Raw genomic sequence first — 17,360 nt, 5'->3', positions numbered from 1 at the left:
ACCGGACTCGAGTGCGGTGTCGTGCTCGTTCAGGCCCATGCTGCTGCGATCCTCCATCCGCGACCCTCGAGTTCCTCGACGAGTCGCTGTTCGTGCTCGGGGACGACCGACACCTCGACGATGCCGATCTGCGCCCGTGGCGAGTGTTCGAGGTGCAGGTCCTCGAGGTTGATGCCGAGCTCCCCGATGGTGGTGAGGAGCGCGGCGAACTGTCCGGGACGGTCGTCGATGAGGACGACGACACGGGCGAACCGGGCGGTGGAGCCGTGCTTGCCGGGCAACCGCTCGACACCCCGGTTGCCGGACGCGATGGTCTCCGCCAGGCTGCGGGGCGACCCGGGGGCCGTCGGGTCGGCGAGCGCGTCGATCACCCGGTCGAGCTCGTCCCGCAGGTCGGTCAGCACCGGTCGGATGTGGGCGGCGTTCGCGCCGATGATCTGCACCCACAGACCCGGGTCGCTCGCGGCGATGCGCGTGACGTCGCGCACCCCGCCGCCGGCGAGCCCGAGGGCCTCGCCCGGAGCGTCCCGGAGTCGGGAGGCCATGAGCGTCGACACCAGTTGCGGGACGTGGGAGACGACGGCGACCGCCTGGTCGTGGGCTGCGGGGTCCATCGGGACGACGGTCGCGCCGAGGTCGAGCGCCAGGTGCTCCACCGCGGCGGCTCGCTGATGGGTGATGTCGTCGTGTCCGGCGATCACCCACGGACGGCCGATGAACAGGTCGGCCCGGGCGGCGGTCGGCCCGCTGCGTTCGCGGCCGGCCATCGGGTGCGAACCGATGTAGCGCGAGACGTCGGCGCTGGCGGCACGGAGTCGTTCGAGTGGCCCGGACTTCACGCTCGCGACGTCGGTCACGACGGCGTCCGGGAAGGCGGCGAGTTCGCGTTCCACGACGCTGGCCGTGACGTCCGGCGGCACCGCGACGACGACGAGCTCCGGCGCGTCACCCGGTGCAGGACGGCGTCCGGCGCCGTAGTCCACGGCGAGCGCCAACGCGGCCGGGGACACGTCGTCCAGGATGACGTCCACTCCCTTGTCCCGCAGGGCGAGGCCGATCGACGCGCCCAGCAGGCCGGTCCCGACGATCCGTACCGGTCCGCGGAGTCGCCGGTCGATCCCCGACGACACCCGGTCGTCGGGGAGGGCGGGCGGAGTGGCTTCGGTCACGCCGCAAGCCTAGCGAGCGGTGCGGCCCGGGAACGGGACGGCGCCGGGCCTGTGGGGAACTCCCCCACCTGCGCCGGCGCCGTCCGTGAGCCGGTCAGTCCGTGCTCTCCGCCTCGTCGTCACCCGTGCGGGTCCCCGCGGTCCGCGCGATGCCCAGCAGCTTGCCGAGCTCGACGGTGGTGAGTTCCCGCACCTGGCCCGGCGCGAGGCTGCCGAGCTGGAGCGGTCCGAAGGACCGTCGGACGAGTTCGAGGACCGGGTGCCCGATCGCCTCGAGCATCCGCCGGACGATGCGGTTGCGGCCGGAGTGCAGGGTGATCTCGACCAGGGACTCCCCGCGTGACGACTCGAGCAGGCGCGCCTTGTCGGCGGCGATCGGCCCGTCCTCCAGGTCGATGCCGTCGAGCAGCAACTGCAGCGTGGAGGGCGTCATCGTGCCGTCGACCTTCGCGACGTAGGTCTTCGTCACGCCGAACGACGGGTGGGCCAGCACGTGCGCGAGGGCTCCGTCGTTCGTCAGGATGATCAGGCCGGCCGTGTCGTAGTCGAGGCGGCCGACGTTGAACAGGCGCTCCTCGAACCGGTCGACGAACTGGGACAGGTCCGGGCGGTCGTGCTCGTCCTGCATGCTCGAGACCACGCCGGTCGGCTTGTTGAGGACGACGTACCGCCGCGAGGTGTCGGTCTGCACCGGCACACCGTCGACGGCGACCTCGTCGGTGTCCGGGTCGACGCGGCGTCCGAGCATGTCCGCCACCTCGCCGTTCACCGTCACGCGCCCTTCGGCGATGAGGTTCTCCGCGACACGACGGCTGGCGACGCCGGCAGCGGCGATCACCTTCTGCAGACGCTCACCGCCCTCCTGGAGGTCCGGCTCGCCTCCGTCGGTCGCCGTCCCGTCCGCCGGTTCCCAGTCCGGGATGATCGGGCGTTCGGGTGTGCCCTCGGCGGGACGACCCTCGTCGTCGCGTTCCCCGGCGGGCAGGGGCGTCGTGCGCTTGCGTGCGGGGTCGTTGCGCGGGCTGGTCGTGCCACCGACGTAGCGGCGGCCGTTGTGCCAGACGCTGCTCGGGGCACCGTCCGGGCTCCGGCGGTCGTCGCGGCGCGGGTCGCCGCCACGCTCGGCACCCCGGTCGTCCGACCGACGGGTGGCCCCGCGGTCGTCACGGCCGCGGTACCCACCGCGCTGGTCGTCGCGGCCACCACGGGAGTCACGTCCCTGGTGTCCGCCACGCTCCGCGCCACGGTCGTCGCGCGGCCGGTCACCACCGCGGTAGCCGCCGCGCTGGTCGTCACGGGCGCCAGCGCCGGGCCGACGGTCGGAGTCGTCGCGGCGCACGAAGCGGCCGCGATCGTCGTCCCGGCTCACGAAGCCGCCACGGTCGTCCGAGCGACGGTCGGAGCTGCGCGCGTCGCGGTCCGGACGTCCGCGGAAGCCACCGGAAGACCGGTCGTCACCGCCGCGGTACCCACCGGAACGGTCGTCACGCCCTCGGAAGCCACCCGTCGGACGGTCGCCGCCACGGTCGTCACGCCCTCGGAAGCCACCGGAGGACCGGTCGTCACCGCCGCGGTACCCACCGGTCGGCCGGTCGCCGCCCCGGTCGTCGCGCCCGCGGTACCCACCGCGGTCCGAGGAGCCGCGGTCATCCCGCCCACGGAACCCACCGGCCCCGCGGTCGCCGCCACGGTCGTCCCGCCCACGGTACCCACCGGCCCCGCGGTCGTCGCTCCCGCGGTACCCGCCCCGGTCGCCGGCACCACGCTCGTCGCGACCGCGGTACGCACCGCGGTCCGAGGAGCCGCGGTCGTCGCGCCCGCGGTACCCACCCGTCGAGCGGTCCCCACCGGCACGGTCGTCGCGCCCGCGGTATCCACCGGCACTCCGGTCGTCGCCGCCGCGGTACCCACCACGGTCGCCACCAGCACGGTCGTCGCGCCCGCGGTACCCACCGGCACCCCGGTCCTCGCCGCCGCGGTACCCACCACGGTCGCCACCAGCACGGTCGTCGCGCCCGCGGTACCCACCGGCACCCCGGTCCTCGCCGCCGCGGTACCCACCACGGTCGCCACCAGCGCGGTCGTCGCGCCCGCGGTAGCCACCGCGGTCACCGGCACCCGCACCACGGTCGTCGCGCCCGCGGTACCCACCGCGGTCACCGGCACCCGCACCCGCACCACGGACGTCCCGCCCGCGGTACCCGCCGGAGCCGGCCCCGTCGCGTCCGCGGGGTGCGTCGTCACGGCGGCCCGCGCCTCCCGGCCGGCCACCGCCCGTGCGTCCGGGGCCGCCGCGGCGGTCGTCGTCTCGTCGTGGTCTGTCGTTCTGGTCAAACCCGGCCATCGGGGATCCCTTCGGTTTGCCCGAAGCCGTCCGCGCCGTCCTCCAGGAGGGGCGAGATGAGCGGAAGCTCGTCGAGCGAGTTGATGCCGAGCTGCTGGAGCAGCAACTCGGAGGTGACGTAGTTGATGGCGCCGGTCTCGGAGTCGGTGAACGACTCCTCGATGAGGCCGCGCGCGACGAGGGTCCGGACCACGCCGTCGACGTTGACGGCCCGGATCGCGGCGATCTGGGAACGGGTGATCGGCTGCTTGTAGGCGACCACGGCCAGCGTCTCGAGGGCTGCCTGGGACAGCCGTGCCGGACGCTCGGCCTCGACGAACTGCTCGACGACGGCGTCGAGTTCCGAGCGGACGTAGAAGCGCCAGCCCCCGCCGACCTCGCGGAGCTCGAACCCGCGGCGGACCGTGCCGTCGACGCCGTCGAAGTCGGCCACCAGGCGGTCGACCGCCTGCCGGACGTCGGCCACCGGTTCCCCGACGGCGGCGGCGAGTGCCACGAGCGACTGCGGCTGGTCCGCGATCATCAGGATCGCTTCGAGTTGACGGTCGATCGACGCCTCGACGGCAGACGCGGCGTCAGCGGGCGCGTCGGCTCGTGCCGCTGCGGCAGCACGGAGCTCGGCTTCCAGGGCTCGGGCGTCCTCGATCTCGTCCGAGCCACCCGGCTCGGCGGACCCACCGGCGCGGGCGCGCGCACCGCGAGCGTGCACGTCATCCGTCATAGTCGGCTCCCAGGTTCGCGAGGCTCTCGTCCGTCCAGTCGAGCGCGGTCCACCGGAGGATCAGTTCCCCGAGTGGTTCGAGTTGCTCGAACGAGATGGAGGCGTTCCGGTACAGCTCCAGGATCGCGAGGAAACGAGCCACCACGATACCCGCCTGGTCGACGCCCGCGATCACCTCGCGGAACGTCACGTCCGGCGACCCCTCGTCGGCGCGGGTGCGCAGGAGGGACACGACGATGGCGGCCTGCTCGCGGATGCTCACGGCGGGGGCGTGCAGGTGGTCGAGCCCGACGGTCGGGATCTCCCGCGGGGCGAACGCCAGTGCCGCCAGCGCCGCGAAGTCCTGCACGGAGAGCGTCCACACCAGCTCCGGGGTCCGGGCGCGGAACCGTTCCTCGAGCCGGACGCTCCGGACGTGCCGTCGGGACTCGGTCGCCCAGCGGTCGCCGAACCAGTCCGCGGCCTGCTTGAACGCCCGGTACTGCAGCAGTCGTGCGAAGAGCAGGTCGCGGGCCTCGAGGAGCGCCACGTCCTCGGCGTCCACGAGTTCACCCTGCGGGAGCAGTCCGACGATCTTCAGGTCGAGGAGCGTCGCAGCGACGACGAGGAACTCGCTCGCCTCGTCGAGTTCGTCGCTCGACTCGGCCTGTCGCACGTACGCGATGAACTCCCCTGTGACCGCGCTGAGAGCGACCTCGGTGATGTCGAGCTCGTGCTTCGTGATGAGCGAGAGCAGCAGGTCGAACGGTCCGTCGAAGTTGCTGAGACGCACCCGGAACCCGGGTGCCGTCGTGGTGCCGACCGGCGCGTCGCGCTCGTCGTCGACGGGTCCGGGCGCGCCGGACGGGAGGCTCGTGGCCGGTTCCTCAGGCGACGGCGCCACGCTGGACGAGCTCTCGTGCCAGCGACCGGTAGGCGTGCGCCGCGGCGTGGTCCGGAGCCGTCTGTGTGATCGGACGCGCGGAGACGGTGGCGTCGGGGAACTTGATCGTGCGGCCGATGACCGTGTCGAGGACCCGGTCACCGAAGGTCTCGACGACCCGCTCCATGACCTCCCGCGAGTGCAGCGTCCGTGCGTCGTACATGGTCGGGAGGATGCCGTCGAGCGTCAGGGCCGGGTTGAGCCGGTCGCGCACCTTGTCGATGGTCTCGATGAGCAGCGCGACACCGCGGAGGGCGAAGAACTCGCACTCGAGCGGGATGAGCACACCGTGCGCGGCCGTCAGGGCGTTCACGGTCAGGAGGCCGAGCGAGGGCTGGCAGTCGATGAGGATGACGTCGTAGTCATTCGAGACCTTCCGCAGCACGCTCGCGAGGATCTGCTCGCGGGCGACCTCGTTGACCAGGTGCACCTCAGCCGCGGACAGGTCGATGTTCGCCGGGATGACGTCGAGCAACGGCACGTTCGTCGGCTGGATGACCTGGTTCGGGTCCTTCACGGCGCCCATGAGCAGGTCGTAGACGGTGGGGATGTCGTGCGTCCGCACGCCCAGGCCGGCGGAAAGGGCGCCCTGCGGGTCGAAGTCGACCGCCAGGACCTTCCGCCCGTACTCGGCCAGCGCGGCACCGAGGTTGATGGCGGTGGTGGTCTTGCCGACCCCGCCCTTCTGGTTGCACAGGGAGATGATGCGCGCCGGACCGTGGCCGTCCAGCTCGTCCGGCACGGGGAACGCCCGCACGGGCCGACCGGTCGGACCCGTGACGATGTCGCCGGTACCGGAGGCTGTCGTCGGGATGCTGCTCACCTGGCCATCGTACCGGCGCACCCGCGGCTGATCGGGCCGCACCGCCGAGCGGGCGGACCCGCGGGGCGGACCGGACACGGGCCTCCCGGTCGTCGGAGGGCGGTGATCACGCGGCGCGGAGGGCGACGCGCATGCTGTCGACGCGTTCCGCGATCACCGGGTCGGTGGCCCACCGCTGCTGCAGGCGCCCGACCAGTTCCGTCACCTGCTCGCGGTCGAGCCCGGCGATGAGTCGCAGGCCGACCGTGAGCTCGGGCCCGGCGAACCGGGAGAGCGGGTCCCCCGGTGACAGCTCGACCCGGACCACGGCCGGTTCGGTCTCGATCGTGCCGGCGAAGGCCCGCGCGACCTCGGGGTCCTCGGAGCACGGCGTCCAGGGCAGGTCCTGCCCGAGCGCCCACACCGCGGGCCGCCGCAGGACGAACTCGGTCGCTGCCGTGGGGTCGAGCACGACGAGTTGCGTGTCCTCGCTCGCCGCGGCCATCGCCACCCGGCGGGACTCGACCGGGATCGGACGGGCATCGGCGTCCCAGGCGCGCATCGCCTCGACCGAGGTGAAGGCGGGCATGACGGCGCGGCCGTCCGGGCCGGCCACGGTCACGATCGACAGTTCCTGCGTCTTGTCGACGGTGCGCCCGTCCGGGGTCTCCCCGACGTCGCCCGCTTCGGCGACGAGCGGGATGAGCAGACGTGCCGAGCGGAGGGCGTCGACGACGGCGCCGTGCGGGCCTCCCGAGGCGACCGCGGTGATCGCGGCGACGAGGTCCGGGTCGGCCAGCCCGTCGTCCTCGGCGAACGTCGTGTCGTGTGCGTCGAACGTCCGACCGGCCCAGGGGTTCCCCGCGGAGTCGGCGGTGTGGTCGTGCGCCGCGTGCTCCTCGGCGGTCCGGTCGTCGGGTTCCGGACCCGTGCCGCGGCCGTTCGAGATCCCCGCCACGGACTACTCCGAGGCGATGTCGAGCGCGGCCGGGAGCGTGAACGCCCCCGAGTACAGCGCCTTGCCGATGATCGCGCCCTCGAGACCGTGCGGCACGAGTTCGCGGAGCGCACGCAGGTCGTCGAGCGTCGAGATGCCGCCCGAGGCCACCACCGGCTGGTCGGTCCGGTCGCACACCTGACGCAGCAGGTCGACGTTCGGGCCCTGCAGCGTGCCGTCCTTCGTGACGTCGGTGACGACGTACCGGGCGCAGCCGGCTTCCTCGAGCCGGTCGAGCACCTCCCAGAGGTCGCCCGCATCCTCGGTCCATCCCCGGCTTGCGAGGGTGGTGCCGCGGACATCGAGCCCCACGGCGATCTGCTCGCCGTACTGCCCGATGACCCGCGCGGCCCAGTCGGGGTTCTCGAGCGCGGCCGTGCCGAGGTTGACCCGGGCGGCACCGGTGGCGAGGGCGGCCTCGAGCGAGGCGTCGTCGCGGATGCCGCCGGAGAGCTCGACGGAGACGCCCTCGACCTCGCGGACGGCGTGCGCGATCACCCTGCGGTTGTCGCCACGACCGAACGCCGCGTCGAGGTCCACGAGGTGGATCCACTCCGCCCCCTGGTCACGCCAGGTGCGGGCCGCGACGACGGGGTCGCCGTACCCGGTCTCGCTGCCGGCTTCGCCCTGGGTGAGGCGCACGGCCTGACCGTCGACGACGTCGACGGCCGGCAGCAGGACGAGGGGCTGGGTGGTGGAGAGCTCGGTCATGGTCCCGTCGGGATCGGGGGTCACAGTGACGAGACCCAGTTGCGGAGGAGGCGGATGCCCGGCTCGCCGGACTTCTCCGGGTGGAACTGCGTGGCGCTCAGCGGGCCGTTCTCGACCGCGGCGATGAACCGTTCCCCGTGCTCGGCCCAGGTGAGCTTCGGCGCACGGAACGGCCCGTACGCCTCGAGCGGGAAGTCGGTGACGCCGTAGGAGTGCACGAAGTAGAAGCGCTCGTCACGGAGGCCGTCGAACAGCACGGAGTCCTCGGGGGCCTCGACCGTGTTCCAGCCCATGTGCGGCAGGACCTCGGCCTCGATCGGTTCGACGACGCCGGGCCACTGCCCGAGGCCCTCGACGTCGGCACCGCGCTCGACGCCGCGCTCGAACAGGACCTGCATGCCGACGCAGATGCCGAGCACGGGGCGCCCACCAGCCAGGCGGTGGTCGACGATCTCGCCGCCGCGCACCCCCTCGAGCTGGTCGACGACCGCGGCGAACGCACCGACACCGGGGACCAGGAGTCCGTCGGCCTTGAGCGCGGCCTGCTTGTCGTTCGAGAGCGTCACGTCGGCGCCCGCGCGCTCGAGCGCCTTCGCGGCGGAGTGGACGTTGCCGGAGCCGTAGTCCAGGACGACGACGTTCGGCCGGGTGGTGCTCACAGCGTGCCCTTCGTGGACGGGATGCCGTCGACGCGCGGGTCGAGTTCGACGGCGCGGCGCATGGCCCGAGCGAAGGCCTTGAACTCGGCCTCCGCGATGTGGTGGGGGTCGCGGCCGTCGAGGACGCGGACGTGGACCGTGATGCCGGCGTTCATCGTGATCGCCTCGAACACGTGCCGGACCATGGACCCGGTGAAGTGTCCGCCGATCCGGTGGAACTCGAAGCCGGCGGGCTCTCCGGTGTGGACGAGGTACGGACGACCGGACACGTCGACGACCGCCTGCGCCAGGGCTTCGTCGAGCGGGACGAGGGCATCGCCGTAGCGGCCGATGCCCGCGCGGTCGCCGAGCGCCTGCCGGAGCGCCTGCCCCAGCACGATGCCGGTGTCCTCGACCGTGTGGTGCACGTCGATGTCCGTGTCACCGGAGCTCTGCACGCGCAGGTCGATCAGGGAGTGCTTGCTGAACGCCGTCAGCATGTGGTCGAAGAACGGCACGCTCGTCGCGATCTCGGACTTCCCGGTGCCGTCGAGGTCGAGCGACAGGGACACGGTCGACTCGCTCGTCGAGCGGGTGATCTCGGCGGTGCGCGCGGTCATGCTGCAACCCTAACGGGCGGCTGCTCGGCGGCGACCGCGCGCATGGCGTCGAGGAAGGCGGTCGTCTCCTCCGCCGTCCCAGCGCTCACGCGGAGGTGGTTCGGGATGCCGAGGTCGCGCACGATCACGTCGCGCTCGAGCAGCGACTCGAACGCTGCACGCGGGTCGGCGACCCCCCCGAACAGCACGAAGTTCGACCACGTCTCGTGCGGCTGGTACCCCATCGCGCGCAGTTCCGTCACCATGCGGTCGCGCTGCCCGCGGATGTCGTCGACCATGCGCAGCATCTCCGGGGCGTGCCGGAGGGCGGCGACGGCCGCGGCCTGGGTGAGGGCGGACAGGTGGTACGGCAGGCGCACGAGGCGGAGCGCGTCGATGACGGCGGGGTCCGCGGCGAGGTAGCCGACCCGGGCGCCAGCGAAGGCGAAGGCCTTGCTCATGGTGCGGGACACGACCAGGCGCTCCCGACCGGGCAGGAGGGTGAGCGCGGTCGGCTGCCCGACCGGCATGAACTCGGCGTACGCCTCGTCGACCATCACGATGCCGTCGGTCGCGTCGTAGACGGCCTCGATCGTGGCGAGGTCGAGCGGCGTCCCGGTCGGGTTGTTCGGCCCGCAGAGGAAGACGAGGTCCGGCCGGTGGGCGGTGACCGCGGCCACGGCCGTCTCCGGCGAGATCCGGAACGCATCGTCACGCTCGGCGGGGATCCACGCGGTGCCGGTCCCCGACGCGATGATCGAGTGCATCGAGTAGGTGGGCGGGAACCCGAGCACGCTCCGCCCGGGTCCGCCGAAGGCCTGGAGGAGCTGCTGGATGACCTCGTTCGAGCCGTTCGCCGCCCAGATCGACTCCGGTCCGAGTCCGTGCCCGAGGTACCCGGCGAGCGACTCCCGCAGCTCGGTGAACTCGCGGTCCGGGTAGCGGTTGACGGTCGTCAGCGCTCGGCGGATCGAGGCGACGATGTCCTCCGCGACGTCCTCCGGGACGGGATGCGTGTTCTCGTTGACGTTGAGCTGCACGCGGACGTGCTTCTGCGGGGCGCCGTAGGGGCTCTGCCCGCGCAGGTCGTCTCGGATGGGGAGGTCTTCGAGCGTGGTTGCCACCGATCCATCGTAGGCCGCGTCGCCTCGGGGCTCGCCGCCCGTCCGGACGGTGCCGCGTGATCGGTGGTCGCGCCGGGCGCCCAGCGGTCGGACGGTCAGTTGCCGTACTGGGCCGGGATGGCGATCTCCTGGCCGGCCTGCACACCCGAGCCGTCGAGTGCGTTGAGGCTCACGACGTCCTGGACGAAGTCGCGCGGGTCGGAGTCGGGCGCGGTCTGCTCGGCCAGCTGCCACAGGGTCTCGCCCGGCTGGACCGTGACGGTGTCGAAGTGCACGTCGGCCGCCCGGTCACCGGCAGATGCCTGACCACCGTTGAGCATCGCGATCCCGACGCAGAACAGCACGGGAAGGGCGGCGAGGGTCGTGAAGACGACCCGCCCGCGGCGGGTGAGACGGAGACGCGTCCGCACTGCGGGTGCTGCGGTGTGCTGCGTGTCCACGATGGCGTTGGTGCTCATGTCGTTGCCTTCCTGCTTGCCGTCGGAGTCCGACCGGTCCGGATGGGCCGACCGAAGCCGTGTACCGAACATACGTTCGATCGGGTGGATGCACAAGTCCCGTGGAGGGATCTGTGGGGGGATTTCCTGCGACACGCTCGAACAGGTGTTTGGCCCGGGTGCGCCGACCGGATACTGTTTCGAGCGACTGGAACGAGTCTCGCGGCCACCACCGACATTCCCGCGGACACCGTTCCACCGCGACGAAGGGCGAGACGTGACGGACGAACTGCGCGGACAGAAACCGCTGACCGCGAAGCAGCAGTCGATCCTCGACGCCATCCGCGCGTCGATCGCCAGCCGGGGCTACCCGCCGAGCATGCGCGAGATCGGCGACGCCGCCGGCCTCTCGTCACTCTCGAGCGTCTCGCACCAGCTCGGACAGCTCGAGCTCGGCGGGTGGATCCGTCGTGACCCGAACCGCCCGCGCGCGCTCGAGGTCCTCGTCGACGAGCCGGCGCCCGGCACCGACGGGCCGGACGTGGACGCCACCACCCTCGTGCCGCTGGTCGGGCGCATCGCGGCCGGTGTCCCGATCACCGCGGAGCAGCACGTCGACGAGATCATCCCGCTCCCCCGTCAGCTGGTCGGGACGGGCGACCTCTTCATGCTCAAGGTCGTGGGCGAGTCGATGATCGACGCCGCGATCTGCGACGGCGACTGGGTGGTCGTCCGTGCACAGCAGACCGCCGAGAACGGTGACGTCGTCGCCGCCATGCTCGACGAGGAAGCGACCGTCAAGGTCTTCCGTCAGCGCGACGGGCACACGTGGCTGCTGCCCCGCAACTCCGCGTTCGAGCCGATCCTCGGCGACGCCGCGACGGTCCTCGGCAAGGTCGTCGCGGTCCTCCGCTCCCTCTGACACCACTCCCCGACACACGACGAGGGCGGCCGCACGCATCGCGAAGGCGGTGCGGGCAGCCGCCCTCGTCCCGGTCCCGCGGGACGCCGGACGGGAGGCGCGGTGCGAGCGTGCACCGCGCCTCCCGTCCGGCGGACCAGCGTCAGACGGACGCGACCGGCGCGACCACGTACGGGTCGAGTTCGGCGACCTCCCGCTGGAAGACCCGCACCCGGAGGCGCGTCCCCTCCGCCACGTAGTCGAGGGACTCGACCGCGCCGGCGTCGTGCAGCTGCGAGACCAGGTCGCCGCGGGAGAACGGCAGGACGACGGTCAGTTCGACGTCGGGCTCCGGCAGGCGAGCCTCGATCGCCGCGAGCAGGTCCGGGATGCCGGCACCGGTCCGCGCCGACACGAAGACGGCGTCCGGCGCGAGCGCCACGAGGGCCATGCGCTGGGTGTCGTCGATCAGGTCGGCCTTGTTGAACACGACGACCTCCGGGATGTCGCGCGCGCCGACGTCGCCGATCACGTCGCGGACGGTCGCGAGCTGCGCCGCCGGGTCCGGGTGGGAGCCGTCCACGACGTGCACGATGACATCCGCGTTCCCGACCTCCTCGAGCGTCGAACGGAACGCCTCGACCAACTGGTGCGGGAGGTTCCGGACGAAGCCCACGGTGTCCGTGAAGGTGAACTCGCGACCCTTCGACGTCTCCGTGCGCCGGACCGTCGAGTCGAGGGTGGCGAACAGCTGGTTCTGCACCAGGACGCCTGCGCTCGTCAGTCGGTTGAGCAGCGAGGACTTGCCGGCGTTCGTGTACCCGGCGATCGCGACGCTCGGGACGTCGTTGCGGTCGCGGTCGGCGCGCTTGGCCTCGCGGGCGGGTGTGAAGGACGCGATCTGACGGCGCAACTTCGCCATCCGGGTGTGGATGCGGCGTCGGTCGAGCTCGATCTTCGTCTCACCGGGACCACGGGAGCCCATACCTGCACCGCCGGAGACCTGACCACCGGCCTGTCGGGACATCGATTCACCCCAACCGCGCAGACGCGGCAGCAGGTACTCGAGCTGTGCGAGCTCGACCTGCGCCTTGCCCTCGCGGGTGGTGGCGTGCTGACTGAAGATGTCCAGGATCACGGCCGTCCGGTCGATCACCTTGACCTTCACGACGTCCTCGAGCGCGCGCCGCTGCGAGGGTGCGAGTTCGGTGTCGGCGATGACCGTGTCGGCACCGGTGGCCTTGACCACCATCGCGAGTTCCTGGGCCTTGCCCTTGCCGAGGTACGTCGCCGGGTCCGGGTTCGGTCGGCGCTGCAGGAGGCCGTCGAGCACCACGGCACCGGCGGTCTCGGCGAGGGCCGCCAGTTCGCGGAGGGAGTTCTCGGCGTCGGAGGCGTCGCCCTGCGCGTACACGCCGATGAGGACGACCCGCTCGAGCCGGAGCTGCCGGTACTCGACCTCGGTGACGTCCTCGAGCTCGGTGGAGAGGCCGCCGACGCGGCGCAGCGCCGCACGGTCCTCACGGTCGTACTGTTCGCCGTCGCCGTCCCAGCCCTGCTCGTCCACCGAGCGGGTCTGGATCGCCTGCGCCGGCGCGAAGATGGAGGATGCTGCGCGCCGGTCGGCGTTGCGCAGCACCCGCTCGACGACACCGTCTGCGCTGTCGTCGTGGATGGTCTGTTCGTCCTGCTGATGGGATTCCGTCATGCTGTCCACAGGGTACCTCCGGAGCCCTCTGGACACACGGGGTTCCCGGTACGGTTCTTCCATGGCGAACGACCACTACTTCTCTGCCACTCCGGAGAGCCCGGCGCGGCCGCGGCAGATCCGCGTGACGCTCGCCGGTCGGACGCTCGACCTCACCACCGCCGCCGGCGTCTTCAGCCCGGACGGCATCGACCGCGGCACGAGCGTGCTGCTGCGCACCGTCCCCGCGCCCGCGCCCACCGGGGACCTGCTCGACGTCGGATGCGGGTGGGGTCCGTTGGCGATCACCATGGCGCTGCAGTCCCCCGACGCCCACGTGTGGGGCGTCGACGTCAACGAGCGCGTCCTCGACCTGGCGCGCACCAACGCCGCCACTGCCGGAGCGGACAACGTGACGGTGGGTCTGCCCGCCGACATCCCGTCCGACGCGACGTTCCGGACGATCTGGTCGAACCCGCCGATCCGGGTCGGCAAGGACGAACTGCACGACATCCTCCGCACGTGGATCCCCCGGCTCGCCGTCGGCGGGGACGCCTGGCTCGTGGTGTCGAAGGACCTCGGCGGGGACTCCCTGCAGCGCTGGTTGCAGCAGACGCTGATGGAGGGCTTCACCGTCACGCGGGCGACGACAGACAAGGGCTTCCGCGTCATCCGGGTGCACCGGACGGCGTGACCGGGACCGGCTGAGGCCAGCCCGGCCCAGCTCGGGCGGGCCCAGACCAGCTCGGGCGGGCCCAGACCAGCTTGGACAGACCCAGACCAGCTGGGACAGACCCAGACGGGCTCAGGCCGCCTCAGACCGTGAGGTCCCCCGAGAAGACGAGTTCCGCCGGGCCGGCGAGCGAGACGTGCTCGCCGTCCTCCGCGGCGAACATGCGCACCGTGAGCACGCCGCCCGGAACGCGGACGCGCCAGGTGTCGGGCGCTGCCGAGCCCGCCCAGTACCGGGTCGCGAGGGCCGCGGCGATCGCACCCGTCCCGCACGACAGCGTCTCGCCACTCCCGCGCTCGTGCACGCGCATCGTGATCTCGCCGACCCCGTCCGTGACGAGCGGGTCGCCGGGGAGCACGAACTCGACGTTCGCGCCCGAAGCGGGAGCCGGGTCGAGCACCGGCACGTAGGTCAGGTCGATGCCGGCGAGCTCCTCCTCGCTGGCGACCGCCACGACGACGTGCGGGTTGCCCACGTCGATGCCGAGGCCGGGCCGTGCGCGGTCGAGCTCCTTCGCGCGGACGAGGACGTCGTCCGATCCGCCACCGTCGATGCCGAGACGCCACCGGCCGAGGTCGGCAGCGAAGCCCGTCGACGACCGTTGGATGTCGACGACGCCCTTCCGGCTGCCCACGGTCAGGGTCTGTCCCGGGGCGAGGTCGACGAGTCCCGCCTCGGTCAGGTACCGGGCGAAGACGCGGATCCCGTTGCCACACATCTCGGCCGCCGAGCCGTCGGCGTTGTGGTAGTCCATGAACCAGGTGGCGTCCGGGTCTTCGGCGAGGACCGCTCGGCCCTCGGGGATCGCGTCGGACCGCACCGCCCGGATGACGCCGTCGGCGCCGACGCCGAACCGCCGGTCCGCGATCGCACGGATCCGGTCCGGGGTCAGGTCGACCGTCGCGTCGGGGTCGGCGAACAGGACGAAGTCGTTGCCGGTTCCGTGGCCCTTGGTGAAGTGCAGCTCGGTCACGGGACGATCCTACGGGCCAGTCCCGACAGCTCCGCGGCCCCGGCGCCGGTGACGTCCACCGCGCTCACCCGGGTCGTCCCGGCGTCGGCGTACCGCTTGAACCACGAGACCTGTCGTCGCGCGTACTTGCGCGTCGCGATGCTCGTCGCCTCCACGGCCTGGTCGACCGTCGCCTCCCCGCGGAGGACCTGGAGTGCCTGCGCGTACCCGATGGCGGCACGCGCCGTGCGGCCCTGTTCGAGTCCCCGGTCCCGCAGGGTCGCGACCTCGTCCACGAGCCCGGTGGCGAACATGCGCTCGGCCCGGGTGCGGAGGCCCGCCACGAGCTGCTCGCGGTCGCGCCGCAGGTGCAGGACGTGCGCCGGTCGCCACGGGCGCGGCGCGGACGGGAGGCTCGGGGTGACGCGGTTCGACCGGCTCGCGACCTCGACGGCCCGGATCAACCGCCGCGGGTTGCGGGCGTCGATCACGGCCGCCGCTGCCGGGTCGAGCGCTCGCAGTCGGTCGAGCAGGACGGTCGGCCCGAGCTCCCGGTGCTCCCGCTCGAGCTGCTCGCGGAGCACGGGATCGGTCCCCGGGAAGTCGAGGTCGAACAGCACGGCGGACACGTAGAGACCGCTGCCGCCGACGAGCACGGCGACACCGCCGTCCGCCGTGATCTCCGTGATCGCCGCGCGGGCGTCACGCTGGTACGCCGCGACGCTCGCCTCGTCCGTGACGTCGAGCACGTCGAGCTGGTGGTGCGGGATCTCGCGACGTCCGGACTCCGGGACCTTCGCGGTGCCGATGTCCATACCGCGATAGAGCTGCATGGCATCGGCGTTGACGATCTCCGCCCGTCGGCCATGCGCACGGTGCCGTTCGGCGAGGGCCAGGGCGAGCTCGGACTTGCCGGTGCCGGTCGCCCCGACCACCGCGACGACGTCCGCGCCGACGACCAGGTCGAGTGGTGCGCCCTGGTTGCTCCCGACACCCGGACCGACGCCCGGCCCGGCGGGTCCGTCGATCGCCGCACCGCTCCGGGACCCGGGGTCCGCCGAGCGCCCGTCAGCGTCCGACACGGAGCGTGGGGAGACCGAGTGACACCGGACGTGGTCCGGCACCGGGGACGGCAGGGGTGGGGACGCCGCACGACTCGGCCTGCGCGCGGTCCCACGCGTCGCCCGCTCGGGTGCGGCGGATGCGGAGGGGGGCGTCCGAATCCGCGATGAGGAAGTGCGGCGCGGCCCGGGTCACCTCGACGGAGACGACGTCGCCGGGTCGTGGCACGTCGGACCCGGCCGGCACCGCGAAGTGCACGAGGCGGGAGTCCTCGGCGCGGCCGGAGAGGCGGTGCGTGCTGTCGTCCTTCTTGCCCTCCCCCGAGGCCACGAGGACCTCGACGGTGCGCCCGAGCTGTGCGCTGTTCTCCTCTGCGGTGATCCGCTCCTGCAGGGCGATGAGTCGCTCGTACCGCTCCTGCACGACCTCCTTCGGCAGTTGGCCGTCCATCGTCGCAGCCGGGGTACCGGGGCGGATCGAGTACTGGAACGTGAAGGCCGTGGCGAACCGGGCCTGCTCGACGACGCGCATGGTGTCCGCGAAGTCCTCGTCCGTCTCGCCCGGGAAGCCGACGATGATGTCGGTCGAGATCGCAGCGTGCGGGATCGCGGCGCGCACCCGGTCGAGGATGCCGAGGAAGCGTTCGCTCCGGTAGCTGCGCCGCATGGCCTTGAGCACCCGGTCCGAGCCGGACTGCAGCGGCATGTGCAGCTGCGGCATGACGTTCGGCGTCTCCGCCATCGCGCTGATGACGTCGTCGGTGAACGCTGCGGGGTGCGGACTGGTGAAGCGCACGCGTTCCAGGCCGTCGATCTGCCCGGTGGCGCGGAGGAGCTTGCCGAACGCCTGACGGTCGCCGAACTCGACGCCGTAGGAGTTGACGTTCTGCCCGAGCAGCGTGACCTCGATCGCACCGTCGTCGACGAGGGCCTGGATCTCGGCGAGCACGTCGCCCGGTCGGCGGTCCCGCTCCTTGCCGCGGAGGGACGGCACGATGCAGAACGTGCACGTGTTGTTGCAGCCGACGGAGATCGACACCCAGCCGCTCGAGGTCGACTCCCGCTTGGTCGGCAGTGTCGAGGGGAAGACGTCGAGGGACTCGAGGATCTCGAGTTGTGCCTCGTCGTTGTGCCGGGCCCGCTCGAGCAGGGTCGGCAGGGAGCCCATGTTGTGCGTGCCGAACACGACGTCCACCCACGGCGCCTTCTCGAGGATGACGTCCTTGTCCTTCTGCGCCAGGCAGCCGCCGACGGCGATCTGCATGCCGGGGCGCTCGCGCTTGACGGACGCGAGCCGGCCGAGGTTGCCGTACAGGCGCTTGTCCGCGTTCTCACGCACGGCGCAGGTGTTGATGACGACGACGTCGGCCTGCTCGTCCTCCGCGGCGACGTACCCGGCGGCTCGGAGCGACCCGCTGAGCCGCTCGGAGTCGTGCACGTTCATCTGGCACCCGTAGGTGCGCACTTCGTAGGTACGCGGGCGCGCGGCGACGGTCTCCATGATCGTCCCAGTGTAGAACCGGGCGCACCCCGGAAAGAGGCCGGATCCGGACCGGAGCCGC

The 17,360-nt window shown here is 72.3% G+C and carries 18 protein-coding genes; 2 read left to right on the top strand and 16 right to left on the bottom strand.

Annotation, left to right across the window (positions count from 1 at the left end):
• Window positions 1–29: 29 nt before the first annotated feature.
• The 12 genes from DEI95_RS07080 to DEI95_RS07030 form a co-directional block, all read right to left on the bottom strand.
• Window positions 30–1,169: a prephenate dehydrogenase gene (locus DEI95_RS07080; RefSeq protein ID WP_375342344.1), complete on the bottom strand. Its 1,140-nt coding sequence runs from the start codon at window positions 1,167–1,169 to the stop codon at window positions 30–32.
• A 94-nt stretch (window positions 1,170–1,263) separates the two neighbouring features.
• On the bottom strand, window positions 1,264–2,016 hold the full coding sequence (locus DEI95_RS16940; protein ID WP_258365797.1) for a pseudouridine synthase: 753 nt from the start codon (window positions 2,014–2,016) through the stop codon (window positions 1,264–1,266).
• 518 nt (window positions 2,017–2,534) lie between these two features.
• Entirely contained in the window at window positions 2,535–3,503 is a 969-nt protein-coding gene (locus DEI95_RS16935; protein ID WP_258367511.1) for a hypothetical protein, read from the bottom strand.
• Window positions 3,500–4,234, bottom strand: a complete 735-nt coding sequence (scpB, locus tag DEI95_RS07070) for an SMC-Scp complex subunit ScpB (RefSeq protein WP_111059791.1) — start codon at window positions 4,232–4,234, stop codon at window positions 3,500–3,502. Before scpB ends, DEI95_RS16935 begins: the two co-directional genes overlap by 4 nt.
• Window positions 4,224–5,117 carry a segregation and condensation protein A gene (locus tag DEI95_RS07065; RefSeq protein ID WP_375342343.1) on the bottom strand — a complete coding sequence of 298 codons (894 nt, stop codon included), beginning with the start codon at window positions 5,115–5,117 and terminating at the stop codon, window positions 4,224–4,226. Before DEI95_RS07065 ends, scpB begins: the two co-directional genes overlap by 11 nt.
• Window positions 5,101–5,979 carry a ParA family protein gene (locus tag DEI95_RS07060; protein ID WP_110824029.1) on the bottom strand — a complete coding sequence of 293 codons (879 nt, stop codon included), beginning with the start codon at window positions 5,977–5,979 and terminating at the stop codon, window positions 5,101–5,103. Before DEI95_RS07060 ends, DEI95_RS07065 begins: the two co-directional genes overlap by 17 nt.
• 106 nt (window positions 5,980–6,085) lie before the next feature.
• Window positions 6,086–6,916, bottom strand: a complete 831-nt coding sequence (locus DEI95_RS07055) for an SseB family protein (protein ID WP_111059790.1) — start codon at window positions 6,914–6,916, stop codon at window positions 6,086–6,088.
• Window positions 6,917–6,919: 3 nt separating this feature from the next.
• The gene (gene priA, locus DEI95_RS07050) at window positions 6,920–7,666 is read right to left on the bottom strand and encodes a bifunctional 1-(5-phosphoribosyl)-5-((5-phosphoribosylamino)methylideneamino)imidazole-4-carboxamide isomerase/phosphoribosylanthranilate isomerase PriA (protein WP_110890576.1); all 747 of its coding nucleotides are present in this window, start codon (window positions 7,664–7,666) and stop codon (window positions 6,920–6,922) included.
• 20 nt (window positions 7,667–7,686) lie between these two features.
• Entirely contained in the window at window positions 7,687–8,325 is a 639-nt protein-coding gene (gene hisH / locus DEI95_RS07045) for an imidazole glycerol phosphate synthase subunit HisH (RefSeq protein ID WP_110823892.1), read from the bottom strand.
• Entirely contained in the window at window positions 8,322–8,924 is a 603-nt protein-coding gene (hisB, locus tag DEI95_RS07040; RefSeq protein ID WP_110823891.1) for an imidazoleglycerol-phosphate dehydratase HisB, read from the bottom strand. Before hisB ends, hisH begins: the two co-directional genes overlap by 4 nt.
• Complete coding sequence (locus DEI95_RS07035) at window positions 8,921–10,027, bottom strand: histidinol-phosphate transaminase (protein WP_111059789.1); 1,107 nt, start codon at window positions 10,025–10,027, stop codon at window positions 8,921–8,923. Before DEI95_RS07035 ends, hisB begins: the two co-directional genes overlap by 4 nt.
• 95 nt (window positions 10,028–10,122) lie before the next feature.
• A complete protein-coding gene (locus DEI95_RS07030) occupies window positions 10,123–10,485 on the bottom strand; it encodes a LysM peptidoglycan-binding domain-containing protein (RefSeq protein WP_110900770.1) in 363 nt (120 codons plus the stop codon).
• Between the two features lie 256 nt (window positions 10,486–10,741).
• On the opposite strand from DEI95_RS07030, the gene lexA reads away from it, so the two are divergent.
• Window positions 10,742–11,386, top strand: a complete 645-nt coding sequence (gene lexA, locus DEI95_RS07025) for a transcriptional repressor LexA (protein ID WP_110823889.1) — start codon at window positions 10,742–10,744, stop codon at window positions 11,384–11,386.
• A gap of 142 nt (window positions 11,387–11,528) precedes the next feature.
• On the opposite strand, the gene hflX is transcribed toward lexA, so the two are convergent.
• A complete protein-coding gene (hflX, locus tag DEI95_RS07020; RefSeq protein WP_111059814.1) occupies window positions 11,529–13,073 on the bottom strand; it encodes a GTPase HflX in 1,545 nt (514 codons plus the stop codon).
• Between the two features lie 61 nt (window positions 13,074–13,134).
• Between hflX and DEI95_RS07015 the strand changes: the two genes are divergently transcribed.
• A complete protein-coding gene (locus DEI95_RS07015; protein WP_111059788.1) occupies window positions 13,135–13,746 on the top strand; it encodes a class I SAM-dependent methyltransferase in 612 nt (203 codons plus the stop codon).
• Window positions 13,747–13,867: 121 nt separating this feature from the next.
• On the opposite strand, the gene dapF is transcribed toward DEI95_RS07015, so the two are convergent.
• From dapF to miaB, 3 genes are all read right to left on the bottom strand, one after another.
• Window positions 13,868–14,758, bottom strand: coding sequence for a diaminopimelate epimerase (gene dapF / locus DEI95_RS07010; protein ID WP_111059787.1), 891 nt, complete (start codon window positions 14,756–14,758; stop codon window positions 13,868–13,870).
• Entirely contained in the window at window positions 14,755–15,699 is a 945-nt protein-coding gene (gene miaA / locus DEI95_RS07005; RefSeq protein WP_111059813.1) for a tRNA (adenosine(37)-N6)-dimethylallyltransferase MiaA, read from the bottom strand. Before miaA ends, dapF begins: the two co-directional genes overlap by 4 nt.
• Before the next feature lie 106 nt (window positions 15,700–15,805).
• Window positions 15,806–17,299, bottom strand: a complete 1,494-nt coding sequence (gene miaB / locus DEI95_RS07000) for a tRNA (N6-isopentenyl adenosine(37)-C2)-methylthiotransferase MiaB (RefSeq protein WP_111059786.1) — start codon at window positions 17,297–17,299, stop codon at window positions 15,806–15,808.
• Between the last annotated feature and the right edge of the window lie 61 nt (window positions 17,300–17,360).

This window comes from Curtobacterium sp. MCBD17_008 (assembly GCF_003234475.1).
Classification (GTDB): domain Bacteria; phylum Actinomycetota; class Actinomycetes; order Actinomycetales; family Microbacteriaceae; genus Curtobacterium.
The sequence above is the reverse complement of the archived record's forward strand: the minus strand, read 5'-3'. Positions and strand labels throughout refer to the sequence as shown.

What these genes read in the sequence shown, in the direction of transcription:
- DEI95_RS07015 (WP_111059788.1), top strand. Translation starts at nt 13,135, where the DNA reads ATGGCGAACGACCACTACTTCTCTGCCACTCCGGAGAGCCCGGCGCGG.
- hflX (WP_111059814.1), bottom strand. Translation starts at nt 13,073, where the DNA reads ATGACGGAATCCCATCAGCAGGACGAACAGACCATCCACGACGACAGC.
- miaB (WP_111059786.1), bottom strand. Translation starts at nt 17,299, where the DNA reads ATGGAGACCGTCGCCGCGCGCCCGCGTACCTACGAAGTGCGCACCTAC.
- DEI95_RS07030 (WP_110900770.1), bottom strand. Translation starts at nt 10,485, where the DNA reads ATGAGCACCAACGCCATCGTGGACACGCAGCACACCGCAGCACCCGCA.
- priA (WP_110890576.1), bottom strand. Translation starts at nt 7,666, where the DNA reads ATGACCGAGCTCTCCACCACCCAGCCCCTCGTCCTGCTGCCGGCCGTC.
- scpB (WP_111059791.1), bottom strand. Translation starts at nt 4,234, where the DNA reads ATGACGGATGACGTGCACGCTCGCGGTGCGCGCGCCCGCGCCGGTGGG.
- hisB (WP_110823891.1), bottom strand. Translation starts at nt 8,924, where the DNA reads ATGACCGCGCGCACCGCCGAGATCACCCGCTCGACGAGCGAGTCGACC.